Here is an 18278-nt window from a genome sequence, read left to right as displayed (position 1 = left end):
TGTGGGCTGCAGCCCGGAGATGCGTGAATGATGGCCAAGATCGTCAGGACCCCGGACGGATACGTGGTGGAGGAGGGCGGTGTGTATCGCGCCCTCGAGGGCGACCTCTTCGGCGCCTGGCGCGCCGGCGCCGAGGTGCCGGCCCCGACGCGCGTGCTGGCGCCGGTGACGCCCTCCAAGATCGTGTGCATCGGGCTCAACTACAAGGACCACGCCGCCGAGCAGGGCAAGCCGCTGCCCGCCGAGCCGCTGATCTTCCTGAAGCCGTCCACCGCGATCGTCGCCCCGGGTGAGCCCATCGTCATCCCTGAAGGCGTCGGCCGTGTGGACTACGAGTCGGAGCTCGCGGTGGTGATCGGACGGCGGGCGACGCGGGTGGCCGAGGCCGCCGCGATGACGCACGTGCTCGGCTACACGTGCATGAACGACGTGACGGCGCGGGAACTCCAGAAGAAGGACGGCCGCTACACGCGGGCCAAGGGCTTCGACACCTTCGCGCCGCTCGGCCCCTGCATCGCCACGGGGCTGTCGCCGGCCGATCTCCGGGTGACCGGCACGCTGAACGGCACGGTGAAGCAGGACTCGAGCACCCGCGAGCTGATCTTCCCGGTCGCGTCACTGATCGCCTACATCTCGCGGATCATGACGCTCCTGCCGGGCGACATCGTCTCGACGGGGACGCCGGCGGGCATCGGCCCGCTGCAGCCCGGCGACGAGATCGTGGTGGAGGTCGAAGGTATCGGGGCCCTGCGCAGCCCGGTGATCGCGCAACGCTAGGCCGGCGCCGCGCGGCGGGGCCGGCACACACTGGTCGGGCCGGCTCTCGGAGCCCGGCCGAGGAGGATGGCATGAAGTTCTTCGTCGATACGGGCAACATCGCGGACATCAAGCGGCTGCACGCCCTCGGCATCGTCGACGGCGTGACGACCAACCCGTCGCTGATGGCCAAGGAGAAGCAGGATCCGAAGGCCATCCTCAAGGAGATCTGCGACATCGTGCAGGGCCCGGTGAGCGGCGAGGTCGTGGCGACCGACGTCGAGGGCATGCTGCGCGAGGGCCGGGAGCTGCGCGAGATCTCCGAGCACATCGTCGTCAAGGTGCCGTTCACGCCGGCCGGCGTGCAGGCCTGCAAGACGCTGAGCGCGGAGGGCACGCGGGTCAACGTGACGCTGGTGTTCTCGGCGGCACAGGCGCTCATCGCGGCCAAGGTCGGCGCCTACTTCGTGAGCCCGTTCGTCGGCCGCCTCGACGACATCGGGCACGACGGCATGGACCTCATCGAGGACATCGTCGAGATCTACGACAACTACGAGTTCACCACCCAGGTGCTCGTGGCGAGCACGCGCGGCCCGATGCACATCATCCAGGCCGCCAAGCTCGGCGCCGACATCTGCACCTGCCCGCCGGCGGTCATCGAGGCGCTCTTCAAGCATCCGCTCACCGACATCGGCCTCGAGCGGTTCCTGAAGGACTGGGAGAAAGCGCAGCAGAAGTAGCCCATGGCCCACCAGAGCCCGTCCGCGCGCTTCGCGGAGCTCGAGCAGCGCGCCGAACTCGGCGGCGGCGCCGATCGCATCGCCCGCCAGCACGCGGCGGGCAAGCTCACCGCCCGCGAGCGCATCGAGCGCCTGTTCGATCCCGGCACCTTCGAGGAGATCGACAAGCTCGTCGTCCACCGGTGCCGCGACTTCGGGATGGAGACGCAGCAGATTCCCGGCGACGGCGTCGTGTGCGGCAGCGGGTGCGTGGACGGGCGCGTGGTCTACGCGTTCGCGCAGGACTTCACGGTCTTCGGCGGCTCGCTGTCGGAGACCAACGCCGCCAAGATCTGCAAGATCATGGACCAGGCGGTGAAGGTGGGCGCGCCGGTGGTCGGCCTGAACGACTCCGGCGGCGCGCGCATCCAGGAAGGCGTCGCGTCGCTGGCCGGCTATGCCGACATCTTCCTGCGCAACACGCTCGCCTCGGGCGTCGTGCCGCAGATCTCCGCGATCCTCGGGCCCTGCGCCGGCGGCGCCGTCTACTCGCCGGCCATCACCGACTTCACGGTGATGACCGAGTCCACGAGCTACATGTTCGTGACCGGGCCCGACGTCATCCGCACGGTGACGCACGAGGACGTCACCAAGGAGGATCTCGGCGGCGCGATGACGCACAACGCGCGCAGCGGCGTGGCCCACTTCGCCGTCGCCGACGACGAGGCGGCGCTGGCGCTCGTGCGCGACCTCCTGTCGTACCTGCCGTCCAACAACATCGACGATCCGCCCGTGGTGCCGACGAGCGACCCGAGCGATCGCGAGGCGCCGGAGCTCGACACGATCGTGCCCGAGTCGGCGATGCAGCCCTACGACATGCACGAGGTGATCGGCGCCCTCGTCGACGAGGGCGCCTTCCTCGAGGTGCAGCAGCACTTCGCGAAGAACATCATCGTCGGCTTCGCGCGCATGGGCGGTCGGTCGGTCGGCATCATCGCCAATCAGCCCGCGCACCTGGCCGGCGTGCTCGACATCGATGCCTCGGTCAAGGGCGCGCGCTTCGTGCGCTTCTGCGACGCCTTCAACATCCCGCTGGTGACCTTCGAGGACGTGCCGGGCTTCCTGCCGGGCACGGTGCAGGAGTTCGGCGGCATCATCAGGCACGGCGCCAAGCTGCTGTACGCCTACGCCGAGGCCACCGTGCCGAAGATCACGGTGGTGACACGCAAGGCCTACGGCGGCGCGTACTGCGTGATGTCGAGCAAGCACCTGCGCACCGACGTCAACCTCGCGTGGCCGACGGCGGAACTGGCCGTGATGGGGCCGGAGGGCGCCGTCAACATCCTGTACAAGCGCGAGATCGAGGCTGCCGACGATCCCGCCGCCGCGCGGGCGGCGCGGGTCGAGGAGTTCCGCGAGGCGTTCGCCAACCCGTACGTGGCGGCGACGCGCGGCTTCATCGACGAGGTCATCGCGCCGCGCACGACGCGCATGCGCATCTGCCGGGCACTCGAGCGGCTCCAGGGCAAGCGCGAGACGATGCCGCCGAAGAAGCATGGGAACATCCCGCTGTGAGCGCGCGACGCGCGCCCACAGCGGGAAATGCCGCGATGCCGCGAATGCCGGGAATGTCGAAGGCCATTGCCGCCGCGCAGGCCATTTCGAAGGCCGAATGACCACGGCCGCCGCGCCATGACTTTCACTGCCGACTGCCGACTCCCGACTGCCGTCCGATGAAGACCATCCTGATCGCGAACCGTGGCGAGATCGCCGTCCGCATCATGCGCGCCTGTCGCGAGATGGGCATCGGCACGGTGGCCGTGTACTCCGACGTCGATCGCGAGGCGCGTCACGTGCGTTATGCCGACCGTGCCTTCCCGCTGCACGGCAATGCGCCAGGCGAGACGTACCTGCGGATCGACAAGCTGATCGCCATCGCGAAGCAGAGCGGCGCCGACGGCGTGCACCCCGGCTACGGCTTCCTGGCCGAGAACGAGGACTTCGCCCAGGCGTGCGTCGACGCCGGGCTCACCTTCATCGGACCGACTCCCGCCGTGATCGCCCGCATGGGCAGCAAGACCGCGGCCCGCGACGCCGCGATTGCCGCCGGTGCGCCCGTCGTGCCGGGGACGCAGACGCCCGTGCTCGCCGACGTCCCCGATGCCGACGTGCAGCGCCTGGCCGACGCGGTCGGGTACCCGCTGATGGTCAAGGCCGTCGCCGGTGGCGGCGGCAAGGGCATGCGCGAGGTACGCAGCGCGGAGGCGCTCGTCGGCGCGGTGCACACCGCGCGCTCGGAGGCGCTCGGCGCGTTCGGCGACGCAGCGGTCTACTTCGAGCGTCGTGTCGAACGTCCTCGCCACGTCGAGATCCAGCTGCTCGCCGACCAGCACGGCACCGTCGTGCCGTTCGTCGAGCGCGAGTGCTCGATCCAGCGCCGACACCAGAAGGTGATCGAGGAATCGCCGGCGCCCCGCATGAGCGAGGACCTGCGCGCGCGGATGGCCGAGGCCGCCGCCTCGGTGGCCCGCACCGTCGGCTACACCAACGCGGGCACCATCGAGTTCCTGGTCGACGCCGAGGATCGCTTCTATTTCCTCGAGATGAACACGCGACTGCAGGTCGAGCATCCCGTCACCGAGATGGTCACGGGCGTCGACCTGGTGCAGTGGCAGATCCGCATCGCGCGTGGCGAGCGCCTGACGTTGCCGCCGGAGCAGGCCCTGGTCCCGCGGGGCCACGCCATCGAGTGCCGCGTCTACGCCGAGGATCCCGACCAGCGCTTCATGCCGCGGCCCGGTCGGATCACGTCGTTGCGCGTCCCCGCCGGGCCGGGCGTCCGTGACGACGGCGGGGTCGACGCCGGCTTCGAGGTGCCGATCTACTACGACTCGATGATCTCCAAGCTCGTCGCCTGGGGAGGCGACCGCGAGCAGGCCCGGCTGCGGATGCTGCGTGCCCTCTCGGAGTACCACGTCGGCGGCATCCCGACCACGTTGCCGTTCTTCCGCTGGATGCTGCGACAGCCAGCGTTCGTGCGGGGCGAACTCGACACGACCATGCTCGACGCCGAGCTCGACCGTCGCGCCGGCGAGCCGTTCTCGCCCGCCGAGGATGGCCATCACGAGGCGGCGCTCCTGGCCGTGGCGGCCTCCGCCTTCCTCGCCAGCCGGACGGCTCCCGCGAGCGCACCGGGCGCGTCGCGCCAGGGGTCGCGCGGCGGCTGGGCGGCCGCGGCCAGGCAGGCCGCGCTCAGAAAGTAGAATTGCCCGGTGGGCATGCGCCTTCACATCGAGCTCGACGGGCAGGTCCGCGAGGTCACCATCGCGCCCGGCGGCAGCGCCGGCACGCTCGACGTGCACCTCGACGGCCGGGCGCTGACCTGCGACGTCCGTGATCTCGGCGATGGCCGGCTCAGCCTGCGCCTGCCCGACGGCGTGATGCTCGACGTGGTGGTGGAGGCCGGCCCCCAGCCCGGCGAGCGCGTGGTGCACGTGGACGGCCGGCGCGTGCCCGTGGTCGCGTCCAGCCGCGCCCGTCGCCGGGCGACGGGTGGCGCCTCGGGCAGCGGACCCCTGCGTCTCGTCGCCCCGATGCCCGGCAAGGTCCTGCGCGTGTCGGTGGCCGTCGGCGACCTCGTCGAGCCGCGCCAGCCGCTCGTGGTGATCGAGGCCATGAAGATGGAGAACGCGCTCTCGGCTGGCCGGGCCGGCACGGTGCGCGAGATCCTGGTGCGGGCGGGCGAGTCGGTCGAGGCCGGGCGCCCCCTCGTGGTCGTCGAATGAGCGTGGCCGACGAGCCCACGCCGACACCCACGGCTCCGGACGCCCCGGAGCCGCAGGACACGTGCCCACCACGCCCGCGTGGCCGCAAGCGCCGCGTCGTGTGGCGCCTGGGCAAGGGTGCGTCCGCACTGCTCGTGGCCACGCTCGCGGCCGCCCTCGTGTCGGTGCTGGCGATCGACCTCGGGCCTGGCCTGCGCGGCCTGGCCGAACGGGAGGGCAGCAAGCGCCTGGAACGCCCGCTCGCCATCGGCGGGTTGTCGGTGCGTCTGCTGCGCGGCGAGTTCGTCGTCGACAAGCTCCGCATCGCCGGCCTCACGCCGACCGACGCCCCGTTCTTCACCGCCGAGCGCATCACCATCGGCATGCCCTGGTGGTCCATCGTCCGCGGCGAACTCGTCATCCAGGACGTCGCGATGCGCGACTGGACGATGAACATCGAGCAGTTCGCCGGCGGTCGCCACAACTTCCCGAAGCTGACGCTGCCGAAGTCGAACGGACCGAAGCGCTTCGTCACGACCCTCCGGAAGTTCACGGGCACCCGGGGACGCGTCCGCTACGTCGACCACGGCATGCCCTGGAGCCTCGACGCGCGCAACCTCGAGGTGACGATCGCGAAGAGCGATCGCTACCGGGGCACCGCGACCTTCCGCGACGGCGTGATCCACATCATGAAGTTCGAGCCGATGTGGGCGCACCTGGACACGTCGTTCGTGATCGACGGCGGCAAGGTGAGCCTGCCGCGCATCGACCTGCGGGGCGACGGGTCGACGTCGCAGATTCGCGGCGAGGTCAACATCGCCAACTGGCCCGAGCAGGTCTACGACATCGAGCGCTCGACGATCGACTTCGCCCGGATGAAGGCGCTGTTCTTCGCTGGCAAGGACTTCACGCTGGGCGGCACCGGCCGCTTCCAGGGCCGCTTCGCGCTCGGCAAGGGCTTCCGCCGGCTTACCGGCGATTTCCAGAGCCCGCGCACCCGGCTCACGATGTTCGACTTCGACGACATCGCCGGCTCACTCCTCTGGGAGAAGGAGCGCTTCGAGGTCCTGCAGTCGCGTATGCGCCTGGCGGGCGGCCAGCTCGACATCAACTACAAGTACGCGCCGCTCGGCGCCCCGGTCCCGGCGCACCAACGCCTCGACGCGCGCTACAAGGACGTCGACCTCGAGACCATCTCGCGGATCGTCGGCCTGCAGGGCATGCAGGTGGCCGGGCGCGCGGCGGGGCGGCACCTCCTCGACTTCCCGTCGGGCCGCTTCGACCAGCGCACCGGCGAGGGCGAGATGGTCGTGACGGCGCCGGAGGGCCAGCGCATGCAGGGGCGCGAGCTCGTCGATCTCGGGGCGCCCGTCGTGCGGTCGCCCGCCTCGCTCGACCGCGACGCGCCGCTCGGCCGCGTGCCGATCACCGCCGACCTGAAGTACGGGTATGCCGGCGAGCAGATCACGCTGGCGCGCAGCTACGCCGCCACGCCCGACACCTACATCGACTTCAGCGGCACGACGCGCCAGGGCGACGCCTCCGACATCGCCTTCCACGTCACCAGCCGCGACTGGCAGGAGAGCGACAAGCTCCTGGCCGGGATCATGACGGCCGCGGGCGCCCGCACGCGCCCCGTCTACGTCGGCGGATCGGGCGCCTTCGACGGCACCCTGCTCGGCCGCTTCAAGGCGCCCCGGGTGGTGGGCGAGTTCAGCGGCCGCGACCTGCGCGCGTGGGACGTCACGTGGGGCAGCGCGCGCACCGCGCTCGTCGTCGAGAACAGCTACGTCGACATCGCCGACGCCGAGATCGAGAAGGACGGCGCGCGCCTGCGCGTGGCAGGCCGCTTCTCGCTGGGCTTCCCGCGCAAGGACGGCGGCGAGGAGATCCGGGCACGCATCCGCATGACCGACTGGCCGCTCGTCGACCTGCGCCATGCCTTCGTGCTCGACGACTACCCGGTGGACGGTCCCATCTCCGGCGACTACCAGATCCACGGCGACTATCGCGGGCCACACGGCTTCGGCCGGCTGCGCATCGAGCGGGGCGTGGCCTACGACGAGCCCTTCGACACGGCGACGTCCGCGCTGCGGTTCGACGGCCTCGGCGTGTTCCTCGACGACATCGTCATCACGAAGTCGGGCGGACACGTCAACGGCGGCGCGTACGTGGCGTGGGCGGGCACGTACCGGTTCAAGGTCGAGGGGCGCGGCATCCCCGTGTCGAGCGTGTACGCGCTGACGTGGGAGGGCGTGCCGCTGACCGGGCAGCTGCGGATGACGGCCGAGGGCGATGCGACGTTCCAGGCGCCCCGCTACGACGTGCGCGCGGCCATCGACGACCTGTACGTCGGCGACGAAGGCATCGGCCAGGTCACCTCGCAGCTCTCGATCCGCGACCAGCAGATGTACATCGACGCGCTCGAGATGGCGTCGTCGCGCCTCGCCGTCTCGGGCACCGGCCGCATGCCGTTCGACGACAACGCCGACAGCGACATCACGCTGACGTTCGTCAACACGTCGCTCGACCCGTACATCCGCGTCTACAGCCCGACGTTCTCGCCCTTCACGTCGATGGTCGGATCGGGCCAGTTGCGCCTGGTCGGGCCGTTCAACGACTCGGCCCGCCTGCGCGGGGACCTGCGCGTCGACACGCTGCGCCTGCGCTTCATCGACTACGCCATCCGCAACGACGGGCCCGTCCGCCTGGCCCTCGGGCAGGACCGCCTGTCCATCGAGCGCATGCGCCTGGTGGGCGAGGGCACCCGCCTCGACGTCGCCGGCGACGTCCAGATCGGCGCCGAGCGCATGAGCATCCGCCTGCTCGGCGACGCCAACCTCGGCTTGCTCCAGGGCGCCCTGCAGGACGTGCGGGCCTCGGGCGCCGCCGAGGTGTCGGCCGAGATCAGCGGCCCCTGGCAGTCGCCGGTGGTCGGCGGCACCGCGCTCATCTCGGACGGACGCCTGCGCTACGGCGGGCTGCCGCACTCCCTCGAGGCGATCAACGGGACCGTCCGCTTCGACACCGGCGGCGCCTCGCTCGAGGGCATCAATGCCAGGCTCGGCGGCGGGCCCGTGCGCTTCGGCGGGCGCGTCACCTTCCGCGGGCTCACCCCGTCGGAGTTCAACGTCACGGCCACCGGCTACGAGATGCGCATCCGGTACCCCGAGGGGTTCCGATCCATCGTCGACGCGTCGCTGGCCTTGCGCGGGCCGATGACCCTGCCGACCCTCAGCGGCACGGTGCAGGTCCGCGACGCGGTCCTCACCCGCAGCATCGACACCAGCGGCACCGGCGTGCTCGGTCTCGCGGCGGGAGGTGTGACGGCAGGCCCTGTCGCCGAGTCGGGCTACCCGCTCCGCTTCGACCTGCGCGTCGAGGCGCCGTCGACGTTGCGGATCGAGAACAACACCGCGCGCCTGGTGTCGAGCGCCGACCTGACGCTGCGCGGCACCTACGACCGCCCGCAGCTGTTCGGGCGTGCCGAGGTCGAACGCGGCGAGGTGTTCTTCGAGGGCAAGCGCTACAACGTGCGGCGTGGGGTCATCGATTTCTCCAATCCCACCCGCATCGAGCCGTTCTTCGACATCGAGGCCGAGACGCGCGCGCAGGTGCCGGGCCAGATCTACATCGTCACCTTCCGCGTGTCGGGCACCCCTGATCGGTTCGTGTTCGACCTCGCGTCCGACCCGCCGCTCAACGCCGTCGACATCATGGCGCTGCTGTTCGGCGACGTGCGCGACCCGGTCAACGCCGAGTTGCGGGCGCTGCGCGCCCCGAACCAGACCGAGCAGGACCTCATCGCCGCGCGCGCGGCGCGGCTGCTCGCCAGCCCGATCTCGGCCAACGTGAGCCGCGTCGCCGAGCAGGCACTCGGCGTCGACTCCGTGCAGATCACCCCGTCGCTGGCCAACTTCGGGCAGCAGTCGTCGCGGCTCAGCCCCGGCGCGCGCCTGACGATCGGCAAGCGCATCAGCGAGCGCCTCTACCTCACGTTCGCGCAGCTGCTCACCTCCGAGCAGCGCGACCAGCTGATCCTCCTCGAGTTCACGCAGAACGATCGGCTGTCGTGGATCGTGTCGCAGAACGAGGACCAGACCTACGCCATCGACGTCCGGGTGCGGCACGTCTTCTGATGCTGCGTTCCCCCTGTACCGCCCTCGTCGTGCTGCTGGCCCTGGGTCAGGCCGGGACCGTCCGGGCCCAGGCGCCTGCCGCCGCCATCGCCGCTGCGGATGTCCGCGGCCGGCGCATCACCGGCATCCGCATCCTGCTCGACGGCCTGCCGGCGGCCGACCCCGACCTGCCGCAGCTGCTCGACGTCGTGGTGGGGCAGCCACTGGATCCGGCACAGGTCCGGTCGTCGATCGAGCACCTGACGCACCTCCGTCGCTTCGCCGCCATCGACGTCTTCGCCGACCCCGTTGCCGACGGCGTCGTCGTGCGCGTGGAACTGGCGTCGGCGCAGCGCATCGGCGATGTGCGGGTCGAGGGCGCGTTACGGAGCTTCGGCGGCGCCATCGAGCGTGCAGCGCGTGAGCGCCTCGGCAGCGCGGCGCTGGCCGCCTCGGCTCCGGAGGCCATCGCGGCCGCCCAGGATGTCCTCGGTGGGCGCGGCTACCTGCAGCCCCGGCTGGCGACGCGCATCGACGGCACCGATCGCCGCGACGTGGTCACGCTGGTGATCACCGGCGATCCCGGTCCCCGCTGGCTGGTCGGCACGGTGCGCGTGACCGGCGTGCCCGCCGAGGCGCAGGCCGCGACCGTCGCCGAGTTGGGACTGGCCCCCGGGATGCCCTACGACCGCGAGGACGTCGATCGACGCGTGAGCCGCTACACCGAGCGCCTGCGTGGCGCGGGCTACTACGAGGCGGTCGTGCGCACCACGCCGGTGCCGGGCCAGGGGGCCACGACGATCGATCTCACGGTGGATGTCGCGCGCGGCCCGATGGTGACGCTGACCTTCGAGGGCGACGCGCTGCCGGAGTCGGTGCGGCGGGAACTGGTGCCGGTGCGCGAGGAGGCAAGCGTCGACGAGGACCTCCTCGAGGACTCGCGCGCCCGCATCACGACGTGGCTGCAGGAGCGCGGCTACTGGCGCGCCCGCGTCTCGTACTCGCGGCGCCAGACCGACGCCGGCCTCGACGTTGTGTTCACGATCGCGCGGGGCCGCGTCTACCAGGTGCAGGCCCTGGTGATCGGCGGCGCCCAGGCCCTGCCACAGGTCACCCTGCGCCAGCGCCTCGACATCGAGGAGGGCAAGCCGTTCACGCCCTCGTCGCTGGCCAGCGGCATCGCCGCCATCACGCAGCTCTACCAGAACAGCGGCTTTCCGGCGGTGCGGGTCGAGCAGGCCCTGGTGGACGTCAGTGCCCCGTCGCTCTCGACCGACGTGCCGGGCGCCCTCGAGATTCGCCTGCGTGTCGCCGAGGGCACCCGTGCGACCGTGTCGCGCATCGCCTTCGAGGGCGTGCGGGCGCTCGACGAGACGGCCCTGCGGTCGGCGCTGACGATCGGGCCCGGGCAGGCGTTCTCATCCGCGGCCGTGGTCGCGAGCCGAGAGGCCGTGTTGCGGCGCTACCTCGACGACGGCTATCGGCAGGCGCAGATCGAGGCCCGGCTGGAGAACGACGCCACCCCCGGGCAGATCGCGGTGACCTTCGTGCTCGTGGAGGGCCGCCAGACCCTCGTCGATCGGATCCTCGTCGTCGGCAACGTCCGCACCAGCGAGGACACGATCCGGCGCGAGCTGCGCATCGAGCGTGGGCAGCCCTACGGACTCGCGCGCGTGTTCGAGAGCCAGCGGCGCCTGACCGCGCTCGGCCTGTTCCGCAGCGTGCGCATCGTCGACGTCGGGCAGGCCAACGTCGACACGCATGACGTGATCGTCACCGTGGAGGAGGCGCCGGTCACGACGGTGGGATACGGCGCCGGGTTGCAGGGCGGGCAGCGGCTGCGCACGATCAGCGACACCGGCGCGGTGGAGGAGAACTTCGAGTTCGCCGCGCGCGGCTTCTTCGAGGCGGGCCGGCGCAACCTGTGGGGCAAGAACCGCACGCTCAACTTCTTCATGCGTGCCAGCGTGCGCCCGCGCGACTACCCCGGCGATCCCGAGCGTGACGGCACCGGCCTGGCCCTCAACGAGTACCGCGTGCTCGGCACCTGGCGCGAGCCCCGGGCCTTCCTCGACTCGGCCAACCTCGACGTGGCCGCCTTCGTCGAGCAGGCCATCAGGTCCAGCTTCAGTTTCCGTCGCCAGCAGGCGCGGGTCGACTGGTCGCGCCTGTTCGGCGAGCACACCACCTTCGTGGCGCGGTATGCCGTCGGCCGTACGGAGCTGTACGACGCCCGTATCGCTCCCGACGACCAGCTCAACGTCGATCGCCTGTTCCCGCAGGTGCGCATCTCGTCGGTCACCAACTCGGTGATTCGCGACACGCGCGACGACCCGCTGGATCCCGGCCGCGGCACGTTCATGGCCGTCGACGGCGAGCTCGCGGGCCGCGCCATCGGATCGGAGGTCGGGTTCGCCAAGACGCTGTTGCAGGGCTTCGTGTATCGTCGCCTGCCCGGCAGTCGGCGGATCGTCATCGCCGGCGGCGCGCGCCTCGGCCTGGCGCGCGGCCTGCCCCGCGACGTCTCCCGCCTCGGCGACGACGGGCAGCCGCTGGTCGGCCCGGACGGGCAACCGCTCGTGGACACGGTGACGGATCTGCCAGCGGCCGAGCGGTTCTTCGCCGGCGGCGACAACACCGTGCGCGGCTTCGCGCAGGATCGGCTCGGCGAGCCCGCCACCCTCGACCGCAACGGCTTGCCCACCGGCGGCAATGCGCTGCTGATCTTCAACAGCGAAGTGCGCGTGCCGGTGTGGCGTGGCCTGATCGCGGCCGCCTTCGTCGATGCCGGCAACGTGTTCCTCCGCGTGTCCAACCTCGACATCACGGAGATCCGCGGCGCCGCCGGGTTCGGTATCCGCTACCTGTCGCCGATCGGGCCGATCCGCGTCGATCTCGGCTTCAAGCTCGACAGGCTGACGTTCGCCAACGGCACGCGGGAGGGACGGACGGCCCTGCACATCACGGTGGGACAGGCGTTCTGAGAATGCCGCGATGCTGGGAATGCCGGGAATGCCGAAGGGACGGACGAAGGGACGAAGGGCGAAGGGCGAAGGGCGAAGGGCGGAAAGGAAGGAAGGGACACGGCGCACGGGACGCGCGTCGGTCGTCTCACACTGCCGACTGCCGACTGCCGACTGACTGCTGATTGCCGTCAGCGAAGCCGCGTCAGCGGAACCAGTTGTACTTGACGATGCACCAGAGGGCGCGGACGCCGTCGCGCCAGCCGATCTTCTTGCCCTCTTCGTAGGTGCGACCGGCGTAGGAGATGCCCACCTCGTAGATGCGCACGCGCTGCTTGGCGATCTTCGCGGTGATCTCCGGCTCGAAGCCGAAGCGGTTCTCCTCGACCGTGATCTGCTGCAGGACCTCGCGGCGGAAGACCTTGTAGCAGGTCTCCATGTCGGTGAGGTTGAGGTTCGTGAACGCGTTGGAGCAGAGGGTCAGGAACTTGTTCCCGACCGAGTGCCAGAAGTACAGCACGCGGTGGACCTCGCCGCCCGCGAAGCGCGACCCGAAGACCACGTCGGCCCGGCCCTGCAGGATCGGCGCGATCAGCTTGGGGTACTCCTCGGGGTCGTACTCGAGGTCGGCATCCTGGATGATCACCAGGTCGCCGGTAGCCGCCGCGAAGCCCGTCCGCAGCGCGGCGCCCTTGCCCTGGTTCCGTTCGTGGTACAACACGCGGACGTTCGGGGGGAAGGCGGTGCCGCGCAGCAGGTCCCGCGTGCCATCGGTCGAGCAGTCGTCGACCAGCACGATGTCCTTCTCCAGGGCCACGGCCTGCACCCGATCGATCAGGTGCAGCAGCGTGTGCACCTCGTTGTAGACAGGAATGACGACCGTCAGTCTCATGCAGGGGTGGCGCCGCCGGGCGGCCGCGACAGTATATCTGGTCGTGCTCGGGCTGACCGGCGCGCGCGCGCCGGTGCAGGCGCGGCAGGCCGTGCTGGTCGATCGGCTCGTGGCGGTGGTCGGTGAGCAGGCGCTGACGTGGCGCGACGTCGAGGTCGCCCGGCTCCTCGGGTCCATTCCCGCCGCGGGCGCCCCCGCCGACGGTGTCGACCGCCTCGTCGCCCGCGAGCTGATGCATCTCGAGGTGGAGCGCCTCGGCGTGTCCGAGCCCATCGCGGCCGCCGTCGACGAGCGCCTCGGGCGGGCCCGACAGCGCGCCGGCGGGGACCCGGCCTGGACCCGGCACCTGCAGGCCCTCGGCCTGTCCGAGGTGCGCGCGCGGGAGTGGGTGGCCGATGACCTGCGCATCGACGTGTACGTCGACCAGCGCTTCACGGCCGCCGCCCAGCCCACCGACGTCGAGACCGCTGCGGAGGCCGCGCGTGCCGGCGCGGCGCCGTCACCAGAGCAGATCGCCGACGCACGGCGTCGACTGGTGCAGGCGCGCCGCGCCGCGCTCGTCGCCGATTGGCTCGACGGCATCCGCGGGCGGACGCCGGTGCAGATCGCGGGGCCACGGTGAACGACCCGGCCGCGTGCGCCGCTCCCGAGGCGGCGCGTCGGGGAGGGCGGTTCGTCCCGGAGCTGGCTGCGCGCGCGGGCCTGCTGCTGGTGCTACTCGGCCTCCTGGCCGCGCCGGTCTGGGCGACCGTCGCCTCGCCGCTCGTGCCGACGTGGTGCCGCGCGGCGCTGCTCGCCAGCGCGCTGATCGCCGTCGTGCGTCCTGGCTGGTCGCCGGCGTTGCTCGTCGCGCTCGTGCCGTTGCTGCCCGTGTGGCCGGCCCTGGTGCCGGGCACGCCGGAGGGCATCGAGCACCTGCTCGTGGCGTCGCAGGCCGTGCCGTGGGTGGTCCGTCGCCTCGTGGCCGGGCGGAGCGGCGACGGCAGCACGCTTCCGGCGGGCTGGTCGGTGCTGCTTGCCGTCGCCACGGCGTCGGCGATTGCGCTGCTGGTGCCGGAGCCCTGGCGCGGATTCGACGTGGAGCGCGTGGCGCGCGACCTGCGGGCGCAAGTGCCGGCCTACATCTTCCAGCCGGATCTGGCGGGCGAGATCGGACCGATCCCGGCGTGGACGGTGCTCGCCGATGGCCTGCTGTGTGCGCTCATCGTGGGATGGGCCACCACGCGCGCCACGCGCCATCGCGTCCTCGCGGCGGCCGGCGTCGCGGCCGTGCTGACGGCCCTGTTCGGCGTCTACCAGGCACGCACCGGGGTCGGGCTGCAGCAGGCCTGGCGCGTGTTCGACGCCGGCATCATCCGCATCAACGCCACCTACAACGACCCCAACGCCCTCGCGGCCTTCTACGCGCTGGTGGCGCCCGTGCTGGGCGGCCTGGCGCTGGCCGCCTCCGGTGTCCGCCGCGCTGCGTGGGCTGGCGCCTTCGGGCTCACGGTGGCCGCGACCATCATGACGGCGGGCCGCACGGGCCTCATCGCCCTGGCCGGCGGGGTGCTGGTGGCGGTGGCCATCGCCGGGCGCCTCGACCTCGATGCGGTGGATCCGTCGCGCGTCGTGCGTGGGCACGCGCGACGCCTGGTCCGCCGCGGCGTCCTCGGCCTGGCCGCCCTGCTCGTCGTGCTGGTGGTCGCCGGCACGGGCCTCGACGTCCGTCACGAGCAGCAGACCTCGTACCTGCACACGTGGCTCTTCACCTTCAACCTGCACCAGCCGCCCGATGCCATCGCGAAGGGCCGACTGGCCGTCTGGACGATCGCGCGCGCCATGGTCCGCGCGCACCCGGTCGCCGGCATCGGGCTGGGTCGGTCGACGATCGAGTTCGAGGCGGTCCGCGCCGATCTCGGCATCGACACGTTGCCGCAGGATGCCAAGCTCTCGCCGCACAACACCTACCTGCTCGTGGCCAGCGAACTGGGCGCGCTGGGCCTCGCGGCGTTCCTGCTGATGCTCGCTGCGGTGGTGATCGGCGCGCGCGCCGCCGGCAACCTCACCGCGCGCGACAGGGCCTCATGGCCGGTGGTCGGCCTGATCGGCGGCCTGGCCGCGTACGGGCTCACGATGCTGACCGGCGACCGCATCGTCCTGCGCGAGGACGTCGTCGTGTTCACGATCTGTGCGAGCGTGGCCACGCTGGGCGCGCCGGCGCTGCCGCGAGCCTGGCGGATGCTCGCCGTCGCGCTGGTGGTGGTGGCGTTCGCGTCGGTGCCCGTCAGGACCCGGTGGGTCGGTCCCACGCTCACGACGCCCGCCCTCCCGGCCAATGAAGGGTTCCACGCCGACCAGGTCGGCGCGCGAGGGGAGTCGTACCGCTGGAGCACCGGCGAGTCGACCGTGTACGTGCCGGCAGGTGCGCATCGCATCCGGATCCCGGTGCGCAATCTCTCGAGCGCCCTGCAGCGCGTCGAGGTGGCGATCGACGGCCGCCCCGCCGACCTCGTGCAGTTGACGCCCGGACCGTGGGTCACGCTGGACTACCGCCTCCTCGCCGACCCAGGTCGCCCATGGCACCGCGTGCGCCTGCGCGTGACGCCGACATGGCAGGCCCCCGGCGACGCCCGCGTCCTCGGCGTGGTCGTCGGCGACTGGACCATCGATCGCCGACCCTGAGCACCCGTCAGCCCTTCTTCCTTCTTCCTTCGCCCTTCGCCCTTCGTCATGAGGCATGAGGCATGAGGCATGAGGCATGACGCATGACGCATGAGCCCTCACGTCGGCGGCAGCAGGCCGTTGCGTGAGGCGTACTGATAGAGCCCCACCTGGACCAGGTTGAAGAGCGCGTGCGACACCGCCGAGGCGATCAGGCTGCCGCGCGTCACCGTGATCACGCCCCACAGCAGGCCGAGCACGCCGGTGATCACCGCCGCGTCGCTGCCCTGCCCGAAGTGCCCCGCGCCGAAGGCCACGCTGAACAGCACGAGGCCGAGCGCCACGCCGCCGAGGTCGTGACGGAAGCGGTGCAGGATGAAGGCGCGCTGCACCTCCTCGCGCACGCCGCCGGCCAGCACCACCACCATTGCGAAGGTCAGCACACGCACCGGCGAGGTCAGCATCGACTGCAGCGGATTCTCGGGTACGTCGTGGAGCCACGGCGCGACCGCCCGGATGAGGGCGCCGATCGCGATCACCACGCCGAACACCAGCGGCAGGTACAGCACGCCGCGGGTGACCTCGGGCCATGCCGGCACCCGGCCGAGGAGCACGGCCCGTGCGTCCTCGCCTCGCGCGCGCAGGAACAGCACCACGAGGCCGACCAGCACCACGGTGTCGATGAGCGACACCGTCACGATGAAGTGGAACGGGAGCGCGGTGCCGGGCGTGATGCGCACCCCGAGGAGGAGGAGGACGCCGCCGATCAGCAACTGCGTCGGGAAGCCCGAGCAGAGCACCACTTCGAGCAACGACTGCACGGGCGGGCGTGACGAGGACGCGGCATCGGGCGCCACCTCGACCGTAGCCGGCGTGGGGTCATCGACGGGCGGGAGTGGGGCGTCGAGCGCGTCCGGATCGGTCACCATGTAGATGTTACGCTGTGCAAACGCGCCGTGTATGTCACCTCGGCTTTTTCTCGAAAGGGTGTCGTGTGTCCAGTGCGATCGAGTCCTCCAGCCAGCCCGATGCGACGCCGGATCTGCCGGCCGGTGAGCGCGTGCTCGTCGTGGAGGACGACCGCGCCGCGCGGATCGGCCTGACCGAGCTGATTCGCGCGTGGGGCTACGTCGCCGAGGACGCCTCCGATGGCGAGGAGGCCCTCCAGAAGATCACGACGTTCCGGCCCGGCATCGTCCTCACCGATCTGGTGATGCCGCGACTCGATGGCCTCGGCCTGCTGCGCGCGCTGCAGGACCAGCTCACCGACCTGTGCGTGATCATCCTGACGGCGCAGGGCACCGTCGAGACCGCCGTCGAGGCCATCCGCGACGGCGCCTACGACTACCTGACCAAGCCCGTCGATCCGCACCGCCTGCAGATCCTGCTGGCCAAGGCCGTCGAGCGGCAGGAGACGCGGCGCGAGGTGCGCGTGCTGCGCCGCCAACTGCGCGACAAGGGCAGCTTCGGCCGCATCATCGGCAACACGCCGACCATCCGCAAGCTGTATCGCACGATCGAGCAGGCGGCGCCGACCGGCGCCTCGGTGCTGGTCTGGGGCGAGTCGGGCACCGGCAAGGAGCTCGTCGCGCAGACGATCCACCAGCTCAGTGAGCGCATCCACCAGCCGTACATCGCGATCAACTGCGCGGCCATCCCCGAGACGCTCCTCGAGAGCGAGATCTTCGGTCACGAGAAGGGGGCGTTCACGGGCGCCGTCGAGCGGCGCCTCGGCTGCTTCGAACTGGCGCACCGGGGCACGCTGTTCCTCGACGAGATCGCCGAGATGGTCCCGGTCACGCAGGTCAAGCTGCTGCGCGTGCTGCAGGAGCGCACGTTCCGCCGCCTCGGCGGCCGCACCGAGCAGAACGTCGACGTCCGCATCATCGCCGCCACCAACGTCAACCCGCTCGACGCCGTGCAGCGCGGCAAGCTGCGCGAGGACCTGTACTACCGCCTCAACGTGTTCTCGATCGAGCTGCCGCCCCTGCGGCAGCGGCGCGAGGACATCCCGCTCCTGGTGCAGTCGTTCATCGGCGAGTTCAGCGGGCGCAACGGCCGGCACGTCAAGGCCGTCTCGCAGGATGCCATGGCGATGCTCGAGCGGTACCACTGGCCCGGCAACATCCGCGAGCTCCGCAACGTCATCGAGCGGGCCACCATCCTCTCGCCCGGCGAGTTCATCGAGCCGGCGCAACTGCCGCCCGAGCTGTCGATGCCGCAGGCCGCGGCCGCCGAGCAGCACCGGATCACGCTCGCGGCCGGCACGACGGTCGACGAGGCCGAGATGCGCCTGATCGAGATCACGCTCGCGCACACGGGCTTCAACAAGACCCGGGCCGCCGAGCTGCTCGGCATCAGCCTGAAGACGCTGCACAACAAGCTGAATCGCGCCAAGGGGCGCGACGGGGCCGGCGACTGAC

At 71.3% G+C, this 18278-nt stretch carries 12 protein-coding genes; 10 read left to right on the top strand and 2 right to left on the bottom strand.

Going from position 1 to position 18278, the window contains the following annotated elements; all coding sequences use genetic code 11:
• Positions 1-27 precede the first annotated feature (27 nt).
• The 7 genes from ACIRDX_RS00515 to ACIRDX_RS00485 all read left to right on the top strand — a co-directional run bounded on the left by ACIRDX_RS00515 (position 28) and on the right by ACIRDX_RS00485 (position 12341).
• On the top strand, positions 28-777 hold the full coding sequence (locus ACIRDX_RS00515; protein ID WP_396623436.1) for a fumarylacetoacetate hydrolase family protein: 750 nt from the start codon (positions 28-30) through the stop codon (positions 775-777).
• Positions 778-848: 71 nt separating this feature from the next.
• Entirely contained in the window at positions 849-1496 is a 648-nt protein-coding gene (gene fsa, locus ACIRDX_RS00510) for a fructose-6-phosphate aldolase (protein WP_396623435.1), read from the top strand.
• Positions 1497-1499: 3 nt separating this feature from the next.
• Positions 1500-3050 (top strand): acyl-CoA carboxylase subunit beta, encoded by a 1551-nt coding sequence (locus tag ACIRDX_RS00505; RefSeq protein ID WP_396623434.1) that lies wholly within the window; start codon positions 1500-1502, stop codon positions 3048-3050.
• A 158-nt stretch (positions 3051-3208) separates the two neighbouring features.
• The gene (locus ACIRDX_RS00500) at positions 3209-4738 is read left to right on the top strand and encodes an acetyl/propionyl/methylcrotonyl-CoA carboxylase subunit alpha (protein ID WP_396623433.1); all 1530 of its coding nucleotides are present in this window, start codon (positions 3209-3211) and stop codon (positions 4736-4738) included.
• Between the two features lie 15 nt (positions 4739-4753).
• On the top strand, positions 4754-5260 hold the full coding sequence (locus ACIRDX_RS00495) for a biotin/lipoyl-containing protein (RefSeq protein WP_396623432.1): 507 nt from the start codon (positions 4754-4756) through the stop codon (positions 5258-5260).
• Positions 5257-9378: a translocation/assembly module TamB domain-containing protein gene (locus tag ACIRDX_RS00490; RefSeq protein WP_396623431.1), complete on the top strand. Its 4122-nt coding sequence runs from the start codon at positions 5257-5259 to the stop codon at positions 9376-9378. Before ACIRDX_RS00495 ends, ACIRDX_RS00490 begins: the two co-directional genes overlap by 4 nt.
• Positions 9378-12341: a POTRA domain-containing protein gene (locus ACIRDX_RS00485; RefSeq protein WP_396623430.1), complete on the top strand. Its 2964-nt coding sequence runs from the start codon at positions 9378-9380 to the stop codon at positions 12339-12341. Before ACIRDX_RS00490 ends, ACIRDX_RS00485 begins: the two co-directional genes overlap by 1 nt.
• 184 nt (positions 12342-12525) lie before the next feature.
• On the opposite strand, the gene ACIRDX_RS00480 is transcribed toward ACIRDX_RS00485, so the two are convergent.
• The gene (locus ACIRDX_RS00480; RefSeq protein ID WP_396623429.1) at positions 12526-13212 is read right to left on the bottom strand and encodes a glycosyltransferase family 2 protein; all 687 of its coding nucleotides are present in this window, start codon (positions 13210-13212) and stop codon (positions 12526-12528) included.
• Here ACIRDX_RS00480 and ACIRDX_RS00475 point away from each other — a divergent pair.
• Both ACIRDX_RS00475 and ACIRDX_RS00470 read left to right on the top strand, forming a co-directional pair.
• Positions 13193-13834 carry a hypothetical protein gene (locus tag ACIRDX_RS00475; RefSeq protein ID WP_396623428.1) on the top strand — a complete coding sequence of 214 codons (642 nt, stop codon included), beginning with the start codon at positions 13193-13195 and terminating at the stop codon, positions 13832-13834. The two genes, ACIRDX_RS00480 and ACIRDX_RS00475, sit on opposite strands and share 20 nt — an antisense overlap.
• On the top strand, positions 13831-15876 hold the full coding sequence (locus tag ACIRDX_RS00470; protein WP_396623427.1) for an O-antigen ligase family protein: 2046 nt from the start codon (positions 13831-13833) through the stop codon (positions 15874-15876). The genes ACIRDX_RS00475 and ACIRDX_RS00470 overlap by 4 nt, the downstream gene beginning before the upstream one ends.
• Positions 15877-15974: 98 nt before the next feature.
• Here ACIRDX_RS00470 and ACIRDX_RS00465 read toward each other — a convergent pair whose 3' ends face one another.
• Entirely contained in the window at positions 15975-16781 is an 807-nt protein-coding gene (locus ACIRDX_RS00465) for a CPBP family intramembrane glutamic endopeptidase (protein ID WP_396623426.1), read from the bottom strand.
• 68 nt (positions 16782-16849) lie between these two features.
• On the opposite strand from ACIRDX_RS00465, the gene ACIRDX_RS00460 reads away from it, so the two are divergent.
• A complete protein-coding gene (locus ACIRDX_RS00460) occupies positions 16850-18277 on the top strand; it encodes a sigma-54-dependent transcriptional regulator (RefSeq protein ID WP_396623425.1) in 1428 nt (475 codons plus the stop codon).
• The last annotated feature ends 1 nt before the right edge of the window (position 18278 follow it).

Source organism: Luteitalea sp., assembly GCF_044337415.1.
Taxonomy (GTDB): Bacteria; Acidobacteriota; Vicinamibacteria; order Vicinamibacterales; family Vicinamibacteraceae; genus Luteitalea.
The sequence above is the reverse complement of the archived record's forward strand: the minus strand, read 5'-3'. Positions and strand labels throughout refer to the sequence as shown.

Excerpts from the sequence above, each read along its gene's own strand:
- ACIRDX_RS00485 (WP_396623430.1), top strand. The coding sequence starts at position 9,378 with ATGCTGCGTTCCCCCTGTACCGCCCTCGTCGTGCTGCTGGCCCTGGGT.
- ACIRDX_RS00475 (WP_396623428.1), top strand. The coding sequence starts at position 13,193 with ATGACGACCGTCAGTCTCATGCAGGGGTGGCGCCGCCGGGCGGCCGCG.
- ACIRDX_RS00505 (WP_396623434.1), top strand. The coding sequence starts at position 1,500 with ATGGCCCACCAGAGCCCGTCCGCGCGCTTCGCGGAGCTCGAGCAGCGC.
- fsa (WP_396623435.1), top strand. The coding sequence starts at position 849 with ATGAAGTTCTTCGTCGATACGGGCAACATCGCGGACATCAAGCGGCTG.
- ACIRDX_RS00495 (WP_396623432.1), top strand. The coding sequence starts at position 4,754 with ATGCGCCTTCACATCGAGCTCGACGGGCAGGTCCGCGAGGTCACCATC.
- ACIRDX_RS00500 (WP_396623433.1), top strand. The coding sequence starts at position 3,209 with ATGAAGACCATCCTGATCGCGAACCGTGGCGAGATCGCCGTCCGCATC.
- ACIRDX_RS00480 (WP_396623429.1), bottom strand. The coding sequence starts at position 13,212 with ATGAGACTGACGGTCGTCATTCCTGTCTACAACGAGGTGCACACGCTG.
- ACIRDX_RS00490 (WP_396623431.1), top strand. The coding sequence starts at position 5,257 with ATGAGCGTGGCCGACGAGCCCACGCCGACACCCACGGCTCCGGACGCC.
- ACIRDX_RS00515 (WP_396623436.1), top strand. The coding sequence starts at position 28 with ATGATGGCCAAGATCGTCAGGACCCCGGACGGATACGTGGTGGAGGAG.